Consider the following 19,707-nt stretch of genomic DNA (forward strand, 5'->3'; position numbering starts at 1 on the left):
GAGAGCGGTGATCGGCGAACAGCTGCAGTCCGGTCGTGCGCAGATCCCCTGCGGCAACAAGGTCCATTGGCCCGGTCTCACGAGATCATCGCAAATCGTGGCGACTGCCTGTCCGGTTTTTGGGGTTGGCTGCTTAAATCTTGAACGATTGAAGAGCCTCCGATGTCACTCCTTAACGGTGACTTTAATCAGTGGCCTGGCAGGTCGCGGAGGATCTCGAATGATCAGGTCAGAAGCTGTCGACGCCCCCTTGCAAACCCTGTTGCTCGAACGCAACGGTTGGGTTCCGAACAACCCTCGCCTGCGGGTGCTGATTTACATCAAGGCCATTGCCGCCAAAGGCAAAGATCCGGCGGCTTTGTTCGAACAAATCTTCAGCGCCCATGGCTGGCCGCCGCAATGGCGTGACGGGGTTTACGACTATCATCACTATCACACCCAGGGCCATGAAGTGCTGGGTATCGCCAGAGGTTACGCTCGCCTGATGCTTGGCGGCCCGGACGGGCGGGTGCTGGAAGTCAGCGACGGCGATGTGTTGCTGTTACCCGCCGGCACCGGCCACTGCAATATCGAATCGAGCGATGATTTTCTGGTGGTTGGAGCGTACCCACCGGGCCAGCACGCTGACATCTGTCGCGAAGCGCCGAATCCTGCGCAGTTGGCGAATATCGACAAGCTACCCTTTCCCGGCCAGGACCCTGTACAAGGCCCCCATGGCGCGGTAAACCGCTACTGGTTGTGAACCGCATGCCAAAGGCCTCAATGGGTTGCTGGAAAGCAACAGATAAATAAGGAATGCCACCTGGCGAGCGCCTGAGCGTTGTGGCCCTCGTGCAGGGTGACACCACCGAACGCCGAGTGACGGTGGAAGTCAGAAACAAGGTGAGGTTCATCAAACCCGACGCACGGCGGTTTGGCCGCCATCCCGACAACCCACATCGGACGACAAAATGCCCGCCCCGCCATCCACACTCCTGCAAAGCTGGAACCACAACGCCCAGGCCTGGATCGAAGCGATCCGCACCGGCGCCATTGAAAGCCGCCTTACCGTCACCGACCAGGCCATCCTGCTCGCGGTACTGGGGCGCCAACCCGAACGCGTGCTCGACCTGGGCTGCGGTGAGGGCTGGTTGTTGCGTGAACTGGAAAAACGGGCGATCAACGCGGTCGGTGTGGATGGCGATGCGACGCTGGTCGAGGCAACGCGGGCGGCCGGCTCTTCACCGGTACATCTGGCAACCTATGAAGAGTTGGCAGAAACGACGGTGAACATCGGCAGTCACTACGATCTGATCTGCGCCAACTTCGCCTTGCTCCATCAGGACATCATTCCTTTGCTCGCCGCAATGAATGCCCTGCTCGCCCCTGGCGGGGCACTGGTGATCCAGACGCTGCATCCCTGGACGGCGGCGGCAGGCGACTATCAGGATGGTTGGCGCGAAGAGCGCTTCGACGGGTTCAAGGGCCAGTGGCAACCCATGCCGTGGTACTTCCGGACCTTGAGCAGTTGGCTCAATGCGCTGGACATGGCCGGGTTTCAGCTGGTCAATCTGCAGGAGCCGCAACACCCGCAAAGCCCTGTACCGCAGTCGTTGCTCCTGGTGGCCGAACCACGGCGATGAGCCTCGGACCTTGCTTGGGTACGCTGGTTGGCGAAAGCCTGATGCGATAGGCCCTGCGGCCAGCCTGTGATCTTTTTTCAATCGGTTACTTTCTTGTCATAAATTGTCTCAGTTAAGCCAGATGAAAGGATTGAAATAGTGGCTGCGTGCCGGTATTGATGACTTTTAAACAAATACAAGGACGTCACCATGTCAGGCGCAAAACGAAACGCCCTAACCGCTGACTCATCCCCGAACGCCCAGGCCGGCAGACGCTTTATCGCGGTATCCGCGGATATAGAACTGATTGCGGCAAGAGGGCCGAGTCCGGCGGATTTGTATCTTGAAGAAGAATCCAACAACCTTGCGAAATACGCTGCACAGAACCGAACGGCCGCGCGCAGCAAATGAGCCATCAGCGCACTGGCCAGTCAAAGGGTTCGAGCTGACCTTTCGTTCATTTCCTCCATCCTTCGTAATACGAAAAAAGCCCTGATTATTCAGGGCTTTTAGCTTCCTACCCGGCGCTCGACGGACCGGCGGGCACCAAGGTGTCGATTCGACCGCTAACCGCGTCGCAGACCAGGCCGGACACGCTCAAACCATCCCTTCAGGACTGCATTGGCGCCGCCAGCCATTTCACCAATGCCGCAGCGGGCATTTCCCGAGCCAGCGGTGCGCCCTGCCCGGCCCATTGCACGGCGAAGTCCGTGTTACCCCTGGCATTTGCCGCCGCATTGAGTGCCTTGTTGGCGTCATAGGTCAGCGGATAGTCCGGCAGCGCCACGGCCCCCGTCGCCAGTGAGGTGAAGTTGCGATTGACCATGCCCCGTGCAGGACGGCCCGAAATGACGCTGGTGACTTGCGTCTGATGCGCGCGCGGACCCTTCAATGCCTCCCGATAGGCACCATTGGCGCAGGATTCAGGACAGAGAATAAATGCCGTTCCCAGCTGTGCAGCGCTCGCCCCCAGCTGCATGACCGCATTGATGCCGGCACCGTCCATGATGCCGCCGGCAGCAATGATCGGCAGTCGGCAGCCCGCACTCAGCACCCGCACCAGGGCGAAAGTGCCCATTTCACTGTCCTGCCGTGGGTCGAAAACCCCGCGATGGCCACCCGCCTCGTATCCTTGTGCCACTAATGCATCTACCCCAGCCCCCTCCGCCATCCGCGCTTCGGCCAGACTGGTCACGGAACACAGCAGGACGATGCCGGCGTCCTTGAGTGCGTCGATGGCCGGTTGCGGCGGCAAGCCGAAATGGAAGCTGACCACCGCCGGTTTTTCTTCCAGCAGCATGTGCAGCATGTCCGGGTCTTCGACGAACGAGGTGTAGATCTCACGCAGCGCCGTCGGTGGGGGCGCATCGAATTCACTAAAAAAAGGGGCAAGAACATCCAGCCACTGCGACTCCCGAACAGGGTCATGCACGGCAGGCCGATGGCAGAACAGGTTCACATTAAAGGGCTTATCCGTCAGTGCAGCCGTTGCTCGCAACATGTCGCGCGCCTGCTCGACGCTGCTCGCCCCGATACCGATGGAACCGAGCCCGCCCGCATTCGATACCGCCGCCGCGAGCCTGGGCGTGGAAACACCCACCATGGGCGACTGGATGATGGGCAGTTCGATGTTCAACAGGGACAACAGTGGATTGGACATAAAGCACACCTTGGAAAAAATCGGGAGCGAGGAGTTCGCCCCCCCGGGACAACGGACGGTGTGCAAGCCCGCGCCTACACGCCCTCCCACCCAAAAACGTCAATCCTTACTTGGAGGTTGGCATGGCGAACTCGGCGCCCTTGGCAATACTGTCCGGCCAGCGCTGCATGATTGATTTCTGCTTGGTGTAGAAGCGCACGCCCTCTTCACCATAGGCATGGGTGTCGCCGAACAGCGAGCGCTTCCAGCCGCCGAAACCGTGCCAGGCCATGGGCACAGGGATCGGCACATTGATGCCGACCATGCCCACCTGAATGCGGCTGGCGAATTCACGGGCGATGTGGCCGTCACGGGTGTAGCACGCGGTGCCGTTACCGAATTCGTGGGCATTGACCAGATCGATCGCTTCGGCAAAGTCCTTGACGCGCATACAGGCCAGCACCGGGCCGAAGATCTCCTCCTGGTAGATCTTCATGTCGGCGGTGACATGGTCGAACACCGTGCCGCCGAGCCAGAACCCTTCGGCGCAATTCTCTCCGGCCAGGGCACCGTCAAAGCCACGACCGTCGACCAGCAACTCGGCCCCTTCCTCGATACCCTGCTCGATGTATCCGGTAATGCGCTGGAGCGCCGCCTTCGAGACAATCGGGCCCATCTCGGCCGCGAGGTTCGTGCCTTCGAGGATCTTCAGCGTGCGGGTACGTTCCACCAGTTTCGGCATGACCTTGTCCGCAACGTCACCGACGAACACCGCCACCGAAATCGCCATGCAACGCTCGCCAGCGGAGCCGAAAGCCGCCCCCATCAGCGCGTCGACCACCTGGTCGATATCGGCGTCGGGCATCACCACCATGTGGTTCTTCGCCCCGCCCAGCGCCTGTACGCGCTTGCCGTGGCGGGCACCGGTCTCGTAGATGTGGTTGGCGATCGGCGTCGATCCGACAAAGCTCACGGCCTTCACTTCCGGATGATCGAGCAGTGCATCGACCGCGTCTTTATCGCCCTGCACCACGTTGAACACGCCATCGGGCAACCCGGCCTCCTTGAACAGCTCGGCGATCAGCAGCGAGGGCGAAGGGTCGATCGGACTCGGCTTGAGCACGAAGGTGTTGCCGCAGGCGATAGCCACCGGGAACATCCACATCGGCACCATCACCGGGAAGTTGAACGGGGTGATGCCGGCGACCACACCCAGCGCCTGGCGCATGGACCAGTTGTCGATGTTGGTCGAGACCTGCTCGGTGTAGTCACCCTTGAGTAACTGCGGAATACCGCAGGCGAATTCGACCACTTCGATACCACGCGTCACTTCGCCCTGGGCGTCGGTGAAGACTTTGCCGTGTTCGCGGGTAATCATCCGCGCCAGGGTGTCGCGGTGCTCGTTGAGCAAGGCCAGGAACTTGAACAGGATGCGGGCGCGGCGCAGCGCAGGCGTTGCCGACCAGGCCGGGAATGCAGCCGCTGCCGACTGCACCGCCGCGTCGACTTCCGAGACATTGGCCAAGGCCACCGTGCCGATGACCGAACCGGTGGCGGGGTTGGTGACGTTCTGCGTACGACCAGAATGACCTGGGGTCGTGCGGCCGTGAATGTAGTGGGCGATCTCTGCTGGCTGGTTGCTCATGGCGGGTGTCCCCTGGTGATGGATAAGAGCCATCTCTTGTTGTTGTCAGGTGCCAGGCAGGTTGTCTGCGTGTCTGGCAGGGCCAAGGTAGGCCTGCCAATGAATCATGTAAAATGATGATTAATGATCTTATGGATCACTAATTGTGAGAGCTTTTCTGCAACCAGTTCGCCCGTTGTGTCAGGCGCCGCTGCCAATCGTCCGCGAGGCCAGGGACTGCCGCCAATGCCAGCAGATCGTCAATCACCGGCCGATGCGACAACTGCACCCGCCAGAACTGATCGATGGAAAAACGTTCGGTGTGCCGTTCCAGCCGTTCGAACCGATCCCCCGCTTCAATGAAACCCGGCTGAAGAACCCGGTAATACCAACCGGTGATTCGCTCCCTGGCAACAAACATCGACAGGTGCTCGGCATCGAAACGGTGATTGATCTTCCAGCACGGACTACGCGGCTGGGACACCTGCACCACGCTGCTGCCGATCCGGAATACATCGCCAATGTGCACGCTGCATTCGGACAGTCCGCGGGCCGAAATATTCTCGCCCAGGCTACCCGCCACCAGTTGTCCGGCACTGTGGGTAAAGGCTTACGCCAATCGCTCGTAATGCTGCGCCGCATAGTGATGCAGGGCTTTTTCCGGGCCGCCGTGCACCCTCGTGTCGCCGTGCTGGTCGCCGACAATGCCGTGCAGCTCCACGCGGGCCGGGCCCGTGATTCGGTGTTTGAACATGCCTGTGCGCTGACCTTCGGGCTGCAACACCTCCAGCCCTCCGGCAAAGACATGGTCGATTGTCGAAGTCAGTGTCATCGTCGAACTACGCTCATCAGTCGGTTTCGATCACTTTACTAATCGTCGTTAAAGGCCGTAAAGTGATCGATAAGCATGTCTGCAATCACTTTTTAAGATGCATGGAGACGTTCATGGAAATGCGCCAACTGAAGATTTTCTGCGCCGTGGCCGAGCTGGGCAGCTTCACCGCCGCCGCGGTGCGTGTGAATACGGTGCAATCCAACGTCACCATGCGCGTGAAAGAGCTAGAGGCCGAACTGAACCGGGAACTGTTCATCCGCAAGAAGTCCGGGGTGGTGCTGACCTCGGCAGGTGAGACGTTCCTCGGTTATGCGCGGCGCATCCTGCAACTGACCGATGAAAGTCGCAGCGCACTGATGGACACCGGTAGCCCGACCGGCCTGCTGCGTTTGGGCTCGATGGAAACCACTGCCGCCATCCGCTTGCCGCAAGTGCTGACCAAGTACCGCGAGCAATACCCCGACGTCCAGCTGTCGCTGCTGACTGGCACGACGGTGGAGCTGATCAAGGCGATTGAAGCCCATCGTCTGGACGGCGCCTTCGTCGGTGGCTTCCACCAGAATTCAGCGTTGTCCCAGGAGGAAGTGTTTTCCGAAGAACTGGTGCTGGTCAGCAGCAACCACTTCGAAACGCTTGCCGCGCTGATCGAGAAAATGCCCCAGCAAACGGTGCTGGTGTTCCGCACCGGCTGCTTCTATCGCTCGACCCTGGAAAACTGGTTCTATCAGGTCGGGCTGGTACCCAACCAGATCATGGAACTGGGCACCCTCGACGGCATCCTCTCGTGTGTTGCCGCCGGCATGGGCGTGACTCTGCTGCCCAAGGCCATCGCTGAAAGTTGCAGCGTGCGGCATGCGATTCGATGCCACACACTGCCGCCAGAGTTCGCCCATGTGTCCACCGTGTTCATCCGCCGCAACGACTCGATGATCACCTCGGCCATGAGCGCCTTCATCGGCCTGGCGCAACAACAGATAGCCCGCCCGGCTGCGGTGTAAAACGTCCCTGTATACCCTCTGCAGGAGCGAGCCTGCTCGCGATGGCCTCAAGCACGCCGCGTTTATCCAGCTCACACGCATCATCGTTAACGACCATCGCTGCGATGCGGCGATCCGACACGCCAGCACCTACACCAATTGGTTGTGTAACCGGATTTCCGGCTCGACCAATGACCAGGGGTGCACTGGACTTGTCGTCACCGGCAACCCGCGCACCAGCTCCGCCACGCGCTCGGCGGCCGGGACGACACCGTGGATCTTGCCCACGCCCTGCCCCGCGTACAGCGACAGCTTTTTCGCCATGCGCGGTTTGTCGATGGCGCGGGCCCCGCCGCCGATGAGGCGCAGCAGGTTCCATTTGTCCCGGTTGGGGATCACCCGGTGTGGTGTGCCCCAGGTCCAGCCGAACGAGTAGCCGGTGCGGTACTCGGTGTCATCGGTGGTCGCCTCGACGATTTTCTGCTTGTACAGCGGATGGGCGTTTGACTCATCGGTGGCGATAAACGCCGTGCCCACCAACACCCCCGCCGCGCCGAGCGACATCAGCGCGCGGACGTCTTCGCCATTGACGATACCGCCGGCGGCCAACACCGGTCGCCCCTCCGAGACCGCCAGGATCGACGTCAACAACGGCATGATGCCAATCGTGCCGCGATTCAAGTGCCCACCACTCTCACTGCCCTGGGCCGCGATAATGTCCGCGCCCTGGGCGATGGCAAGGCGGGCCAGTTCCACCGACCCTGCTTGCACCATGACCACCAGTCCGGCGTCTTTCGCCCGGGCGATCATGTCGGCGCCATACTTTTCGGCGTAGAACAGCGACAGCAGTTTGGGCTTCTCTTTGAGGATCACCTGAAACTGCGCTTCAAACACGTCCGGCCCGCCGAACTGCGGAACCAAATTGACGCCAAAGGGCTGATCGGTGAGCGCGCGGGTTTCCTGAATCCAACGGCGCAAGGCCAACGGCGGCAAGCGCAAGCCGCCAATCACCCCCATGCCCCCGGCATTGGCCACCGCAGCGACCAGTGGCGGGCCGGAAATCGCAGCCATACCACCGAGGAAAATCGGGTACTTCACGCCGCAGAGCCGGGTAATGGCGTTACCGGCAAAATCGAATCTGGCTTCGTTCATGACTCACAGCTCCACATGTTTTCCAAGCATCCGCTTGAGCGTGTCGTTCTTCAGGAGAAAGTGATTCTTCATTGCGCCGAACACATGGAGGGCCAAGCCGGCGAGGAAGGCTGAAGCACCGATGTTGAACAGCACGTCGACGACGTCCTTCAACACCACGTTGACCGGCAGCAATGTCGGAATCGACCATCCGCCCGGCAGTTCCACCCCTTCGCCGGCAGCGGCCCGTGAAGCCCACACGGCCACCGGCAGCAGCACCATGGCCAGGGCGAGCGCCACCGCCACCGAGCGGCTGATAATCACTTCGATGGGATTGGGCGTGCCCACGGGCAGCGGATGGTAAGCGGTGATCCGGGCCCAGAAGCGGTAGATCGAGACGAGGAACAAGATCAGGCCCAACAGGTTTTGCACCCGGCCGAGCGCTGCCCGCAGTGCCTCGCCGGAGGCGTGACCGATGGCCAGCTGAAGGCCGAAAATCCCCAACAGCGCGAATGCGACGACCCAGTGCAGGGCGACGGTGACAGGGGAAAATCTCAGGCCATTGTCTTTTAGTTGCATGGCTGACTCCGTTTGCAAAATGCGCAAAACAGCATAGGTATGGGTTGGGCGAAAACGTGTCAGTGGCTGACCGCCTGCGCGGCACCGAGCCCGGTCCGGGCACGGATCAGTTGATCGTCGAAACGCTCGCGCTCAAGCCCTGCGCCATGACTGCGGTCGGTGACCGAACCGAGCCAGGTGAAGAAGAACGCCACGTTCATCGAGATGATTGCCGGATAGTCATACGGGAAAATCGCCTCGGGATTGCCCAGTACCTTGACCCACACAGCGGGCGAGAGAATCACCAGGCCGACCGCGCTCACCAGGCCGGCGACACCGCCGATTAACGCGCCGCGGGTGGTGAGCCCTTTCCAGTACATCGAGAGCACGAGGATCGGAAAGTTGACCGAAGCCGCCACGCCAAAGGTCAACGCCACCAGAAAGGCGATGTTCTGATCCTTGAACAGAATCCCCAGCGCCACGGCGACGATACCGATGCCCACCGAAGCGATGCGCGACACACGACGTTCGTCCCTGGCATCGGCTCGCCCCTTTTTGATGACCATCACATAGAGGTCATGGGAAATCGCCGAGGTGCCAGCCATGGTCAATCCGGACACCACCGCCAGAATCGTCGCGAAGGCGACGGCGGAGATGAAACCGAGCAGCAGATCCCCGCCCACGGCCTTGGCCAGGTGCATCACCGGCATGTTGCCGCCGCCGATCAGCTTGCCGCCGACAATCCCCGACTCGTAGAAGGCCGGGTCCTGGCCGACGATGACGATGGCGGCCAGGCCCAGCACGGCCACGATCAGGTAGAAGAAACCGATGAAGCCCGTGGCAACGAATACCGACTTGCGCGCCTTCCTGGCGTCCGGAACGGTGAAGAAACGCATGAGGATGTGTGGCAGCCCCGCCGTGCCGAAGACCAGGCCCAATGACAGTGAGATCAGCGACAGCGGGTCGGCCACCAGTTTGCTCGGCAGTAGAATCCGCTCGCCGTCGTGGTGCGCGGCCACCGCTTTCTCGAACAGCACGTCGAAGGAAAAGCCGAACTTGCTCAACGCCAGAAACGCCAGCAAGGTGCCGCCCAATAGCAACAACCCGGCCTTGATGATCTGCACCCAGGTGGTCGCGACCATGCCGCCAAAGGTGACATAGACCGCCATCAACAGGCCCACCGCGATGACTGCATAGTGGTAAGGCAAGCCGAACAACAGCTGGATCAACTGCCCTGCCCCGACCATCTGCACCACCAGGTAGAAGCACACCACCGTCAACGAGCCAAAGGCTGTCAGGGTGCGGATGCGGTTCTGATCGAGCCGGAACGAGGCGATGTCCGAGAGGGTGATGCGCCCCAGATTGCGGATGCGCTCGGCAAACAGAAACAACAGCAACGGCCAGGCCACAAAGAAGCTGATGGAGTACAGCACCCCATCGAAGCCGTTGAAGAAGATCATGCTGGTGACGCCCAGCAACGCCGCAGCCGACATGTAGTCACCCGCCAGCGCCAGGCCATTCTGAAACCCGGTGATGCCACCGCCGGCGTTGTAGAAATCATCCATCGATTTGGTCTTGGAAGCGGCCCAGTAGGTGATGCCCAGGGTCGTCACGACGAAGACCAGGAACATGCTGATCGCGGTGATGTTGATCGGTTGTTTTTCGACGTTCTGCAAGGCATCGGCGGCCATGGCGCGAGCCGCGAATGCGCCGAGCAGGACAGGCAGGACGAGGTTGCGAAGAAGGCGTTTCATACGATCACCCCCGCGCGGATTTCTGCGGTCAGTTCATCGAACTCGCCATTGGCCCGAAGGATGTAGAGCCCGGTGAACAACCAGGCCCCGATGATGAACGCCAGGCCCAGCGGCCAACCGATGTTGATGATGCTGGTTGCCGAAAGCTTGGTCGCCAGAAGGTTGGGCGCGAACGCGGCGACGAGGATGAACGTGAAGTACGGAACAAGGGTGGCGGCGGTCAGGCAAGCGACGAACCGTCGCTGCCTTGAGACCAAATCCTTGTAACGGGGGTGGTTGCGGATTCTGGCTGATTCAGATGCATGGGTCACGTTGACTCCGTGGAGCAGTGGTTGCGTTATTGTTGTTCCACAGCCTCAGATTCGAAGACTCGATCCGCCACCGGCTGCGGTGTATTTGCACCCTCAACCTATGCCCGGCCCATGATCATGTAAAATGATCAATTATGAATCTGTCGATCGTTTTTGGTGAATCTCAATGCCTCCGATTGAAAACGATATTTCACCCAACCATTGATTCCGGCACAGAACACCAGCAGCGCGCCCGTCACCAAAAACACCGGGTGCAATCCAAAGTGCGCACCGACCTGGCCACCGATCAAAGGCCCGATCACCTGCCCCGAAAATTGCGCCGATTGAAGATAGCCGAGGACTTTGCCGGTGTTGTGCTCCTCCACTGAATGGCGGATCAGCTTGGCAATCGCCGGCAGCAGTCCGGCAATGGTCATGCCCATGAGCCCGCGCAGAATCGCCAGTTGCCACCATTGGGTGACAAACGCCTGGGGCACCATGACCGCACCCGTCAACAGCAAACAGCCGATGATGACGTTCCAGCTGCCGACGCGGTCCGCCAGCGCCCCCAGCCGTGCGGCGGTCAAGATACTGCCCAGCGCGGAACAGGCCATGATCACGCCGGCGATGCGCGCCTGGTCATCCAGTGCGACACCCAGGTGGCCGATGTAAACCGTGATGATCGGTTCGATCGACATGTTGGCCAGCAACACCATCATCGCGGTCGACAATAACGCGGCGATGACCGGCCAACGTGAACTCCCGAGCTCAATCCGCGTGCCTCTGTGGCGGCGCGCCCCGTCCGAGGCGCGATCGAAATCCTCACGAATGAGCAGGATCGTGGTGATGGCAGCCACCGCGATCATGGCGCCACCGACGAAGAACGTGCCGCGGATACCGACGAACTCCGGCAAGAACCCTCCCACCAACGGCCCGATCAGATTGCCGGACAACGCCCCCGTCGACAGCACACCCAAAGCCCAACCGGCCTTTTCCTTCGGCACCTGGGAACCGATCATCACGATGGAGGCCGAAGCGTAGCCGCCGATCAGACCCGCGATCAGGCGCAGCACCACCAGATCCGTCACGTCCCGCGCCAGCCCGATCATCGACATCACAACAGCCATGCCAATGGCCGCTCGAACCAACATCGGCTTGCGCCCATAACGGTCGGCCAGACGCCCCCAGATCGGCGCTGTCAGCGCCGTGCCGAAAAACGTCGCCCCGAATGCCACGGCCGACCATTGGACCACCGCCGCCTGCGAAGTGACGCCCAACTGCTGCACGTAGAGCGGCAAAAACGGCAGCAACAGGCTCAGGCTCACCAGCGTGGTGAAGGAACCGAACACGCAGACGGCCAGGTTGCGGCGCCAATATAGAAGATTGCGATCGGCATAACTCATGGGGGCTCCGGTAATGTGCTCGGATTGAAGAAACGGATTCAGGCGGACACTACGCGGGAGAACGCATCTTAAAAAACGAATTAATTTGATCAGAGCAATCTGTATGAGTGATGTGCAGAGCGGGCGTGGGCTCCAGCGCTCATTACATGGTGTATCAACTGTAATTCCCCATGATGCAGTTATCTTTCGTGATGACGCTTAATAGAGTGACAGACCCACTCCATCCTCTACCTCACGAGCACACCGGCATGCCCCATGACTTGAGTCACCTCGAAACCGCGCTCGCCGCCTACCCGCGGGCAACGCTGCTCGAAGGCCCGACACCGATTCAGAAACTGACCCGATTGAGCCAGTTGCCCGAGATGAACGGCTGCAATCTCTACGTCAAACGAGATGACCTGACAGGTCTCGGCGGTGGCGGAAACAAGCTGCGTAAACTGGAGTTTTTACTCGGCGAAGCCTTGGCGCAAGGTGCCGACACACTCGTGACCTGGGGCGGTTTCCAGTCCAATCACGCACGGTTGACCGCGGCTGTCGCGGCTCGCCAGGGCCTGGCCTGCGAACTGATTCTGACCCCGTCCGCCGTGCGCACCGACGATGACTTTCGTCACAACGGCAACGTTGTGCTGGACGCCCTTTTCGGCGCGAAGATCCATCGGCTTCCCCTTGGCGTCGTTCCTGATGGTTATGCCGCCGAACGGGTCGAAAAACTCAGGCATGAAGGTCAAAAACCCTTCGTGATGCCGCTGGGCGGCTCCAGCCCCAGAGGCAGTCTGGGTTACGCCGCCTGCGCGGCCGAGATCCTGCGCCAGGCCGATGCGCTCGGTGTGCATTTCGACCGGATCATCGTTCCCAATGGCAGTGCCGGAACCCATTCAGGCCTGTTGGCCGGCGTCACCCTCGCCCACTCATCAACGCAAATCGCCGGCTATACCGTACTCGTAACCGAAGACCAGGCGGCGGCCACAACCCTGGAAAAAACCCGCCAGGTCCTACAACTACTTGACCCCCGCGCCACGTTGGCCGAAAGCGCTGTCAGCGTTGACGGCAGCCAGCGCGGCGAAGCCTATGGCGCACCCACCGAGGCCATGCTCGACGCGGTACGGCTGCTGGCATCCCACGAAGGCCTCCTTACGGATCCCGTCTACGGCGGCAAAGCCTTTGCCGGACTGCTGGCGGCGGTTCGCGCCGGCGACTATCCGGCAGGAAGCAACCTGTTATTTGTGATGACCGGCGGCCTGCCCGGCATTTTCGCTTACCGCAACGCCTTCGACTGACCGGACGCTCACACGGGATTCGCTGTGCCCCGTATTTCCGGTTCGACCAATGCCCTTTGTGGGAGCTTGCTCGCGATGGCCTCGGCACTGCCAGCATTGATGTTGCAGGTGCTGATGCCTTCGCCGGCAAGTCAGCGCTTGCAAAAAACCAAGCCTGAAAACCAGAAAACCTCCCAGGGTGCGACCCCGGGGAGGTTGGAACGGCGCGATGACATCAGCCTTGGGCTTTGCTCATTTTGGTGAACAGTTCGGTCGGCACTTTCTTGCCGTTGGAGGTGTACTGATTGGTGCGGTACTTGTAGACCTCGGCCTCGGAGAGGTAACCGTCGTTGTTGGTGTCCATCGCCTTGAACTCTTCGCCACCCTGGGGAGCAACGGTCAGCAGCTCCTTGAGCGACACGCGGCCATCGTGATCGGTGTCGGTACGGGCGAAGGATGCATCGCCGCACTTGCCTTCACCGCATTTTCCTTCACTGGTCTTGGTCGCCTTGGCGCCGGTTTCGCTGGCACCACACTTGCCTTCGCCACACTTGCCTTCACTGGTCTTTTCCGCCGACGCGAGTTGATAGCCTTGTGGCAGTGCGTCTGCGGCAAAGGCGGACGAAGCGAGGTTCATGCTGCCGGCCAGTGCAACTGCGATCAGGCCAATGCGGGATTTGTTCGACATACGGGACATGGTGGTTCTCCGGGTACGGTGTGCGGCCAAGCCGCTAAGGTCATTGCCACAAGGCGATAAGCCGTGGTGCGAGGGCGTTGTGCTTTCTCGCTAAGGCAGGGCTATTTGACTGCAACCGTGTATCCCGGATGTATCCGTATCGAGGGGCATTTGTAAGCCAGTCTGCGTACGCCGCGTTCGGATACACAGCGATACACAGGGCCCACGCGCCTGACGTCACCTGTCAAGGACCTGGCCGGATTCATCCTGCCAGGGCGCGTCGGGCGCCCCGACTTTCAACATGGCGAAACTGCCCGTCAGTGCTCCGACTGGGCGATGTTTTGTGGAACGACGCCGGGAAGCAAGCATCCCTTGGCCATCCACGGGCAGTTTCTGGCCCAGCGATAGTCGGACTCCAGATCACCTCGATCGTTGTAATACGCCAGCCGTAACTGATCGGCGTTAAAGTCGAGTTTGGCAAAACCTGCCCGTGATGCGGCGAACGTGCTTTGCTCCGGGGAGATACTCAAGTTGTCGAGCTTCTGACCGCCCGCACCGGAGATGACCCACGCGGGTTCCCCGGCACGCAGCAGCAGCTGCTGATTGTGATTGTGTCCGGACAGGAACACATCAACCTTATTGCGTTGCAACACCGGCAGGAGCCGGGCGATCAAGTCCGACTCTTCACCATGTTCGCCCTCATTGCGCACCGGGTGATGGGACGCTGCAATGCGCCACACCGGTGCCGGGCCGGGTGCCTGGAACGCCTGATCGAGCAAGTCGATTTGCTGTTGCAGGCTTTCACGTGGCGCCGACGTATCGAGGAACACCATTCGCACCAACGGACGCCCATCGACGCTACCGAAATCCTTGGTGTAAAAGTTCATCGGCATTTGCCAGCGACCCGACCCCTTGTGTTGTTGGCCGTATTCGATTTCGACCTTCTGTGACACCGGGTAATCGTGGTTGCCCAGGACCGCGTAGAACGGCACGTGACTGAGCCAGTGTCCCCAATAGACCCGCTCGAATTTGATTTGCCAGCTGAGGTCATGGGTACTGGTCAATGCCTTGCCGTAGAAGTTGTCGCCCAGCAGCACCACCATGTCCAGGCGCCCTTCTCTGGCCGCAACCTGTTCCATGGCCTGCCCGACCCGCCACTGCTGCATGTTTCCGCTGCCTTGATCGCCCAACGCGATCATCGACACAGCGGAAGGCTCCAGACCTGACAACGGAACAAAGGGCGATGGCGGGGTGTACAGCCAATAACCACCACCGGCCAATAAAAGAACGATGGCGATGCCTGCGCAGCGCACAATCCTTCGGAGTACCAAGCGTTTTGCAGACAGCGATGGAGTCGATGTGCGTTTCAATCAGGAACTCACTGGCCAGGGTCTATCAGGGGGGGTTAATAAAGCTCGAACTGTCTTCCCAATAAATCACAGCAGTTGTTCATACTTTGTTAAAAAATGGTGACGCACACCTTTCCAATCGCTTTTCCCCTGTCGGTGGTTGAAAGCCAGGCCCGCCATCGAACGAAAGTGCCGGTCAACGGCGAACCCGGCTCTCGCACAGTGGTCACAACAAATGATGGCATCGCGACAGATCAAGGCCTCCGGCCTCCACAGCGACGCTTGCGATTCACACACTTTAGGGTGCGCCGGATACTTTCAGTGGGTTCCGTTCCTGTCTGAGGCAGGTGCTGACCGCCACTCTCGTCCCTTGCTCCCTTATCGGAGTACGCAAATGACTCAATCAATGCGCTTCTTCCTGTCGATGGTCCTCGCGACAGCATCATTGGCGTCAACAAGCCTCCTGAACACTGCGGGGGCGGCCACCGCCGAAGACCTGAACACCGACTCTCGACAAGCGTTGCAGAGGCTCTACAAGACCAATCCCTTATCCGAGACCCTCTCGCACAAAGCCAAAGCCGTGCTTGTCTTCCCGAAAATCATCAAGGCGGGCCTTGTATTCGGCGGCAGCTATGGTGAGGGAGTATTAATGAAGGGCACGAAAGTCGAGGATTACTACAACTCCGTCAGCGGTTCGTGGGGGCTGCAGGCGGGCGCCCAATCCTATGGCTATGTGGTTTTCCTGATGAACGACAAAGCCTTGAAATACATCACTGAAACCAAGGGCTGGGAAATCGGCGTAGGGCCGACGGTTGTGGTGGTCGATGAAGGGGTTGCGAAGAACCTGTCCAGCTCGACGCTGAAGGACGACGCCTACGCGTTTATCTTCGACCAGCAAGGATTGATGGCCGGGATCAGTATCGAAGGGACGAAGATATCCCTGATCAAGCGCTAGACCCGGCCCCGCGTGATGCCGATCTATGTGCAGCACCCCTGGGTTGCGTGCAACCTTGGGGTGCCACTCATCAAGTCGACGCCATCAACTGCGCCCCACTGAACCCGTGACCGGCAGATTGCCCAGCAATTTGAGTCCGGTACTTTTCACGAAGGCGTCATAGTCCATCGGTCTCTCGATACGGGTTTCCGCGTTGGGCAGCACGTAAGCCCAGGCCCGCTTGGACGATGCGTCATACACCAGCTTGAACAGGCGCGTGGGCACCCAGACCTTGTTGTCGCCAATCGTCGCGTGGCCAGCGTCGAAAAGCGGTCCGGTGAAGACAAAGACATTGCCGTCGGCCCGTTTGGCAAACTTCCTGACGTCAGACTCGACCTTGCTCCAGATCTTGCGGTTATTGGTCGGGTCTTGCGGAACCATGTTCGACAGCGCGAAGGACTGGGCCATTGCATTGGGGCTCGGCGCATCGGCGGCCGGGGATTGATGACCGCGGTCCACGGCCGGATGCTGGCTGCGGTAATCGCTCAATTCTGCCCGCCCACCCTTGGGGATGCGAGGGTCCGGGTAGAACTGGTTAGTGCGTTCCTCCCCTTTTGCATCCTGTAGCTGCGCGGCATTAAGACGCTCTACGACCACCAGCGGCGTCTTGCTGGTTTGCGAGTAAAGCACCGCGAAATTGTCGGAACACAGGGCCAGGGGGTTCATGGTGGAAGGCACGGTGGCCAGGTTGATCGGTCTGGAGGCCGGGAACAGATCCGCGCAGCCATCGAACGACGGTTGCTTCTGTTTGTTTGAGTAGAGGTCCAGTGCCGCGCTCTGGCTGATCGAACCGGAGCGGGACTGCGGCTCCTGATGCTGGGCAGGCGGCTTGATGAAGTCCAGCAGACTGCGGGCTTCTGCCCCGGTCGAGAGCAAAACAAGGGCTGACAGCCCAACTGCAATTTTGCGTAGGTACATGCTTTAGATTCTTCGAATGGAATGGCGGGGAAAGCGTACGGCGAGTGCCGTATCACGAAACCGGGTGGAGATTGTTGCGGTTACATGGCGGCGAGCATGCTTTCACTGTCCTTGATCAAAATACCGATACGAACCCGATCGGCTACGAGCGGCATGACCACTGAAGGGTCGTGCGGGATTTATTGACCGTCACAACTCACATTAGTGCTCAACGGCGCTCGCATTCTACGCGCACGTCGAAGAAGCGATCGACAGAGAACAGCCGTGGATTCATAAAAGACCGCAGCCTGCGGCCGTTCCTGCAGGCTGCGGTATGTGAAGGCGACACCTGTTCAAGCCGTTGGGCATGCTCAGGCTGCGGCAAGCCCTCCATCGATCAGGTAGATCGCCGCAGAAAACGTCACGATCGACAGCACCGTGCTGACCAGAATGGAGGTCGCGGCTTCACTCTGATAAGCACCGGTCTGGTTCGCGAACATGGCCGGTATGGTCGCCGACGGAAGCGCACAAAGCAGAATCATCTGTTGTGCGTAAAGCCCGTGGGTGCCCAGTACGACAGTGGCGGCGAACATCAGTACCGGGTGAATGAACAGCTTGAGCCCGAGATTGCCCCACACTTCGCCGGACATTTTCAGTTTCTCCGACGACATGATCAAACCCAGGCACAGCAGCGATACGCCAGGCGTTGCCTTGCCCAGAAGCGTGAGGGACTCCGCTGCAATCGGTGGCATCTTGACCTGCAGCAGCGAGATCAGAATGCCCAGGGCCGGCGCCCACATCAGCGGACGACGGACCGCTCCCGACAGGCTCGACACGAATGCCTGGGAACCACTGCCCTTTCCATCGGCGATGGTGAGCAACATGGTAGTCAGCGGGATCATCACCAGACTCGCAACCAGGTTCAGCACGAGCACCGAATAAATGCTGCCGGCGCCGTACATCGTCGCGAGGATGGGGATGCCCATGAACGCTGCGTCCGGGTAACCGTTGACGAAGCCCTTGAGCGTTGCAACCTTGAGATTGCGAGTGGTGAACCAGCCGATCGCCAGCGCAATCGTGTACATGCCCATGATGCCGATGAACGTGGCCGCGACGAACTTGAAGTCGAGGAGCTGTTCACGCGGTGTGCTCGCCATCCCGACAAAAAGCAGCGCCGGGAATATCCAGCCGAGTACCAGCCGGCTGATCAGCAGGCTGTCCGAATGGGTGAGTCGACCGCGCTTGCCGGCGATATAGCCCAGCGCGATCACAAAGGCGACGGGCAGAATGGGCCCTACGATCCTGTCTAACATGTCCGCAATCCTCGTATTTATTTTTATCAAGAATGTCGCCATCGCTGATCGCGGCCGACGGCTGTTGTGCCGGCCGCGATCACCCGGCAAAGACCGGGCGGCTTGGGTGGTCAGGGTTTGAAGCGGTAGTCGCGGATGACGTCCTGGTCTGGCTCGATGCCGAGCCCCGGCCCTTGTGGTACGTCGATGCGGCCGTTACGCGGAATGATGGCGTCGCCATACAACTGCGCTTCGAGATCGAAGTAACGCCATTCGACCAGGGATTTCGCACCGCCCAGGGCCGCACTGCCATGCACGGCGGCCAGCAGGCCGGGGCCGTCATAAAAGGCGTGGACCATCACGGTGACGCCGTGGGCGTTAGCCAGCGCATAGACTTTTTGCAGTTCGGTGATGCCGCCCATTTTGGCCGGGCTGGGCTGAACGAAGTCGACCGCGCCGGCTTCAAGCAGGTGCTGGAAGTCCATCAGCGTCGACGCGTTTTCACCGGCTGCAACCGGGATGCCGCCTTGCTGGCGCACCGTCGCCAGCCCCGAATAATTTTCCGGCGGCCACACCGGCTCTTCGATCCAGCGCAGATTCAACGGGCGAAGTTTCTCGGTCATGTCGAGCGCTTCGCGCACCGTCCAGGGGGCGTTGACGTCGAGGGTGATTTCCACGTCGGGGCCAGCGGCTTCGCACGCGGCGCGGATGACCTCGACATCCACCTCGTGCAACTTGAGGTGGCGGAAACCGCTGTTGACCGCGCGCTGTACGTTGATGCGGATGAGTTCGGGGTCGGCATAGCGGATCAGGCTTGCATAGGCCGCCAGCGAAGTGGCCTCACTGCCGCCAAGCAGTTGGTAGATCGGTCTGCCGGCCGCTTTGCCGGCGATATCCCACAGCGCGATGTCAATCGCCGAAAGCCCATAGATGAAGGCACCGCTGCGACCGAAGACGTGAAATTTCTTCTGCAGATCGCCCTGCAACTTCTCGCGCCGAGTGGCATCACTGCCGATCAGTTCGGGCGCAAGGATAGTGTCGATGACGACTTTCACAGCGGGTATCGCGGTAAAACCGAAGGTTTCGCCCCAGCCAACGAGACCGTCATCGGTGGTGATCTTGACCACGAGGGAATCGACCATCTGAAGGTCTTTCGGCCCCCAAACCCCGCCGGCCGACCGCCCTCCCGTGGTAAAGGGGATCCGCAGCGGAATGGTTTCAATACTGGCAATTTTCATAGACGGTGCCTCAAGCAGGTTGCAACGGTGGCGCGGTGTTTTCGGATTTCGCCCGTGCCAGGTTGAGGACAACGTACAAGACATCCTGTTGTCCTTCAACTGAACAACTGCTGCCTTTTGATGACTCCAGATCAAACCAATACTTAAACCATTGTTTTTATTTATTTATTTTACTTATGTCGATAATGAAATT

The 19,707-nt window shown here is 60.1% G+C and carries 20 protein-coding genes; 6 read left to right on the forward strand and 14 right to left on the reverse strand.

Going from position 1 to position 19,707, the window contains the following annotated elements:
* Positions 1 to 220 precede the first annotated feature (220 nt).
* The 3 genes from AC1Q6D_RS03015 (at position 221) to AC1Q6D_RS03025 (ending at position 2,012) form a co-directional block, all read left to right on the forward strand.
* Entirely contained in the window at positions 221 to 742 is a 522-nt protein-coding gene (locus AC1Q6D_RS03015; RefSeq protein ID WP_047529870.1) for a cupin, read from the forward strand.
* Positions 743 to 950: 208 nt separating this feature from the next.
* Positions 951 to 1,622, forward strand: a complete 672-nt coding sequence (locus tag AC1Q6D_RS03020) for a class I SAM-dependent methyltransferase (RefSeq protein WP_103404795.1) — start codon at positions 951 to 953, stop codon at positions 1,620 to 1,622.
* A gap of 189 nt (positions 1,623 to 1,811) precedes the next feature.
* Complete coding sequence (locus AC1Q6D_RS03025) at positions 1,812 to 2,012, forward strand: hypothetical protein (RefSeq protein WP_146041502.1); 201 nt, start codon at positions 1,812 to 1,814, stop codon at positions 2,010 to 2,012.
* A 199-nt stretch (positions 2,013 to 2,211) separates the two neighbouring features.
* On the opposite strand, the gene AC1Q6D_RS03030 is transcribed toward AC1Q6D_RS03025, so the two are convergent.
* From AC1Q6D_RS03030 to AC1Q6D_RS03045, 4 genes are all read right to left on the reverse strand, one after another.
* Positions 2,212 to 3,261: an NAD(P)H-dependent flavin oxidoreductase gene (locus AC1Q6D_RS03030; RefSeq protein WP_103404794.1), complete on the reverse strand. Its 1,050-nt coding sequence runs from the start codon at positions 3,259 to 3,261 to the stop codon at positions 2,212 to 2,214.
* Positions 3,262 to 3,367: 106 nt separating this feature from the next.
* Positions 3,368 to 4,885, reverse strand: coding sequence for a CoA-acylating methylmalonate-semialdehyde dehydrogenase (locus AC1Q6D_RS03035; protein ID WP_103404793.1), 1,518 nt, complete (start codon positions 4,883 to 4,885; stop codon positions 3,368 to 3,370).
* Between the two features lie 139 nt (positions 4,886 to 5,024).
* Entirely contained in the window at positions 5,025 to 5,447 is a 423-nt protein-coding gene (locus AC1Q6D_RS03040; protein ID WP_256590282.1) for an MOSC domain-containing protein, read from the reverse strand.
* Positions 5,448 to 5,474: 27 nt separating this feature from the next.
* Positions 5,475 to 5,696 (reverse strand): MOSC domain-containing protein, encoded by a 222-nt coding sequence (locus AC1Q6D_RS03045; RefSeq protein WP_256590281.1) that lies wholly within the window; start codon positions 5,694 to 5,696, stop codon positions 5,475 to 5,477.
* A 113-nt stretch (positions 5,697 to 5,809) separates the two neighbouring features.
* Here AC1Q6D_RS03045 and AC1Q6D_RS03050 point away from each other — a divergent pair, with 113 nt between their 5' ends.
* Entirely contained in the window at positions 5,810 to 6,697 is an 888-nt protein-coding gene (locus tag AC1Q6D_RS03050; RefSeq protein ID WP_103404792.1) for a LysR family transcriptional regulator, read from the forward strand.
* Positions 6,698 to 6,826: 129 nt separating this feature from the next.
* On the opposite strand, the gene AC1Q6D_RS03055 is transcribed toward AC1Q6D_RS03050, so the two are convergent.
* The 5 genes from AC1Q6D_RS03055 to AC1Q6D_RS03075 all read right to left on the reverse strand — a co-directional run bounded on the left by AC1Q6D_RS03055 (position 6,827) and on the right by AC1Q6D_RS03075 (position 11,812).
* A complete protein-coding gene (locus AC1Q6D_RS03055) occupies positions 6,827 to 7,828 on the reverse strand; it encodes an NAD(P)H-dependent flavin oxidoreductase (protein WP_103404791.1) in 1,002 nt (333 codons plus the stop codon).
* Between the two features lie 3 nt (positions 7,829 to 7,831).
* The gene (locus tag AC1Q6D_RS03060; protein WP_103404790.1) at positions 7,832 to 8,386 is read right to left on the reverse strand and encodes a cytochrome b; all 555 of its coding nucleotides are present in this window, start codon (positions 8,384 to 8,386) and stop codon (positions 7,832 to 7,834) included.
* A 59-nt stretch (positions 8,387 to 8,445) separates the two neighbouring features.
* The gene (actP, locus tag AC1Q6D_RS03065; protein ID WP_103404789.1) at positions 8,446 to 10,119 is read right to left on the reverse strand and encodes a cation/acetate symporter ActP; all 1,674 of its coding nucleotides are present in this window, start codon (positions 10,117 to 10,119) and stop codon (positions 8,446 to 8,448) included.
* Entirely contained in the window at positions 10,116 to 10,430 is a 315-nt protein-coding gene (locus AC1Q6D_RS03070; RefSeq protein WP_103404788.1) for a DUF485 domain-containing protein, read from the reverse strand. Before AC1Q6D_RS03070 ends, actP begins: the two co-directional genes overlap by 4 nt.
* A gap of 128 nt (positions 10,431 to 10,558) precedes the next feature.
* Positions 10,559 to 11,812 carry an MFS transporter gene (locus AC1Q6D_RS03075; protein ID WP_103404787.1) on the reverse strand — a complete coding sequence of 418 codons (1,254 nt, stop codon included), beginning with the start codon at positions 11,810 to 11,812 and terminating at the stop codon, positions 10,559 to 10,561.
* A 248-nt stretch (positions 11,813 to 12,060) separates the two neighbouring features.
* Between AC1Q6D_RS03075 and AC1Q6D_RS03080 the strand changes: the two genes are divergently transcribed.
* Entirely contained in the window at positions 12,061 to 13,089 is a 1,029-nt protein-coding gene (locus AC1Q6D_RS03080; protein ID WP_103404786.1) for a D-cysteine desulfhydrase family protein, read from the forward strand.
* Positions 13,090 to 13,303: 214 nt separating this feature from the next.
* Here the strand turns inward: AC1Q6D_RS03080 and AC1Q6D_RS03085 are convergent, their stop codons facing one another.
* Positions 13,304 to 13,765: an HvfA family oxazolone/thioamide-modified RiPP metallophore gene (locus AC1Q6D_RS03085; RefSeq protein ID WP_047529891.1), complete on the reverse strand. Its 462-nt coding sequence runs from the start codon at positions 13,763 to 13,765 to the stop codon at positions 13,304 to 13,306.
* A gap of 296 nt (positions 13,766 to 14,061) precedes the next feature.
* The gene (locus AC1Q6D_RS03090) at positions 14,062 to 15,114 is read right to left on the reverse strand and encodes a metallophosphoesterase (protein ID WP_256590280.1); all 1,053 of its coding nucleotides are present in this window, start codon (positions 15,112 to 15,114) and stop codon (positions 14,062 to 14,064) included.
* Positions 15,115 to 15,487: 373 nt separating this feature from the next.
* On the opposite strand from AC1Q6D_RS03090, the gene AC1Q6D_RS03095 reads away from it, so the two are divergent.
* The gene (locus AC1Q6D_RS03095) at positions 15,488 to 16,048 is read left to right on the forward strand and encodes a lipid-binding SYLF domain-containing protein (RefSeq protein ID WP_103404784.1); all 561 of its coding nucleotides are present in this window, start codon (positions 15,488 to 15,490) and stop codon (positions 16,046 to 16,048) included.
* Positions 16,049 to 16,132: 84 nt separating this feature from the next.
* On the opposite strand, the gene AC1Q6D_RS03100 is transcribed toward AC1Q6D_RS03095, so the two are convergent.
* From AC1Q6D_RS03100 to AC1Q6D_RS03110, 3 genes are all read right to left on the reverse strand, one after another.
* Complete coding sequence (locus AC1Q6D_RS03100) at positions 16,133 to 17,005, reverse strand: DNA/RNA non-specific endonuclease (RefSeq protein ID WP_103404783.1); 873 nt, start codon at positions 17,003 to 17,005, stop codon at positions 16,133 to 16,135.
* A gap of 350 nt (positions 17,006 to 17,355) precedes the next feature.
* A complete protein-coding gene (locus AC1Q6D_RS03105) occupies positions 17,356 to 18,297 on the reverse strand; it encodes an AEC family transporter (RefSeq protein ID WP_103404782.1) in 942 nt (313 codons plus the stop codon).
* A gap of 110 nt (positions 18,298 to 18,407) precedes the next feature.
* A complete protein-coding gene (locus tag AC1Q6D_RS03110) occupies positions 18,408 to 19,514 on the reverse strand; it encodes a mandelate racemase/muconate lactonizing enzyme family protein (RefSeq protein WP_103404781.1) in 1,107 nt (368 codons plus the stop codon).
* Between the last annotated feature and the right edge of the window lie 193 nt (positions 19,515 to 19,707).

This window comes from Pseudomonas sp. MT92 (assembly GCF_058792515.1).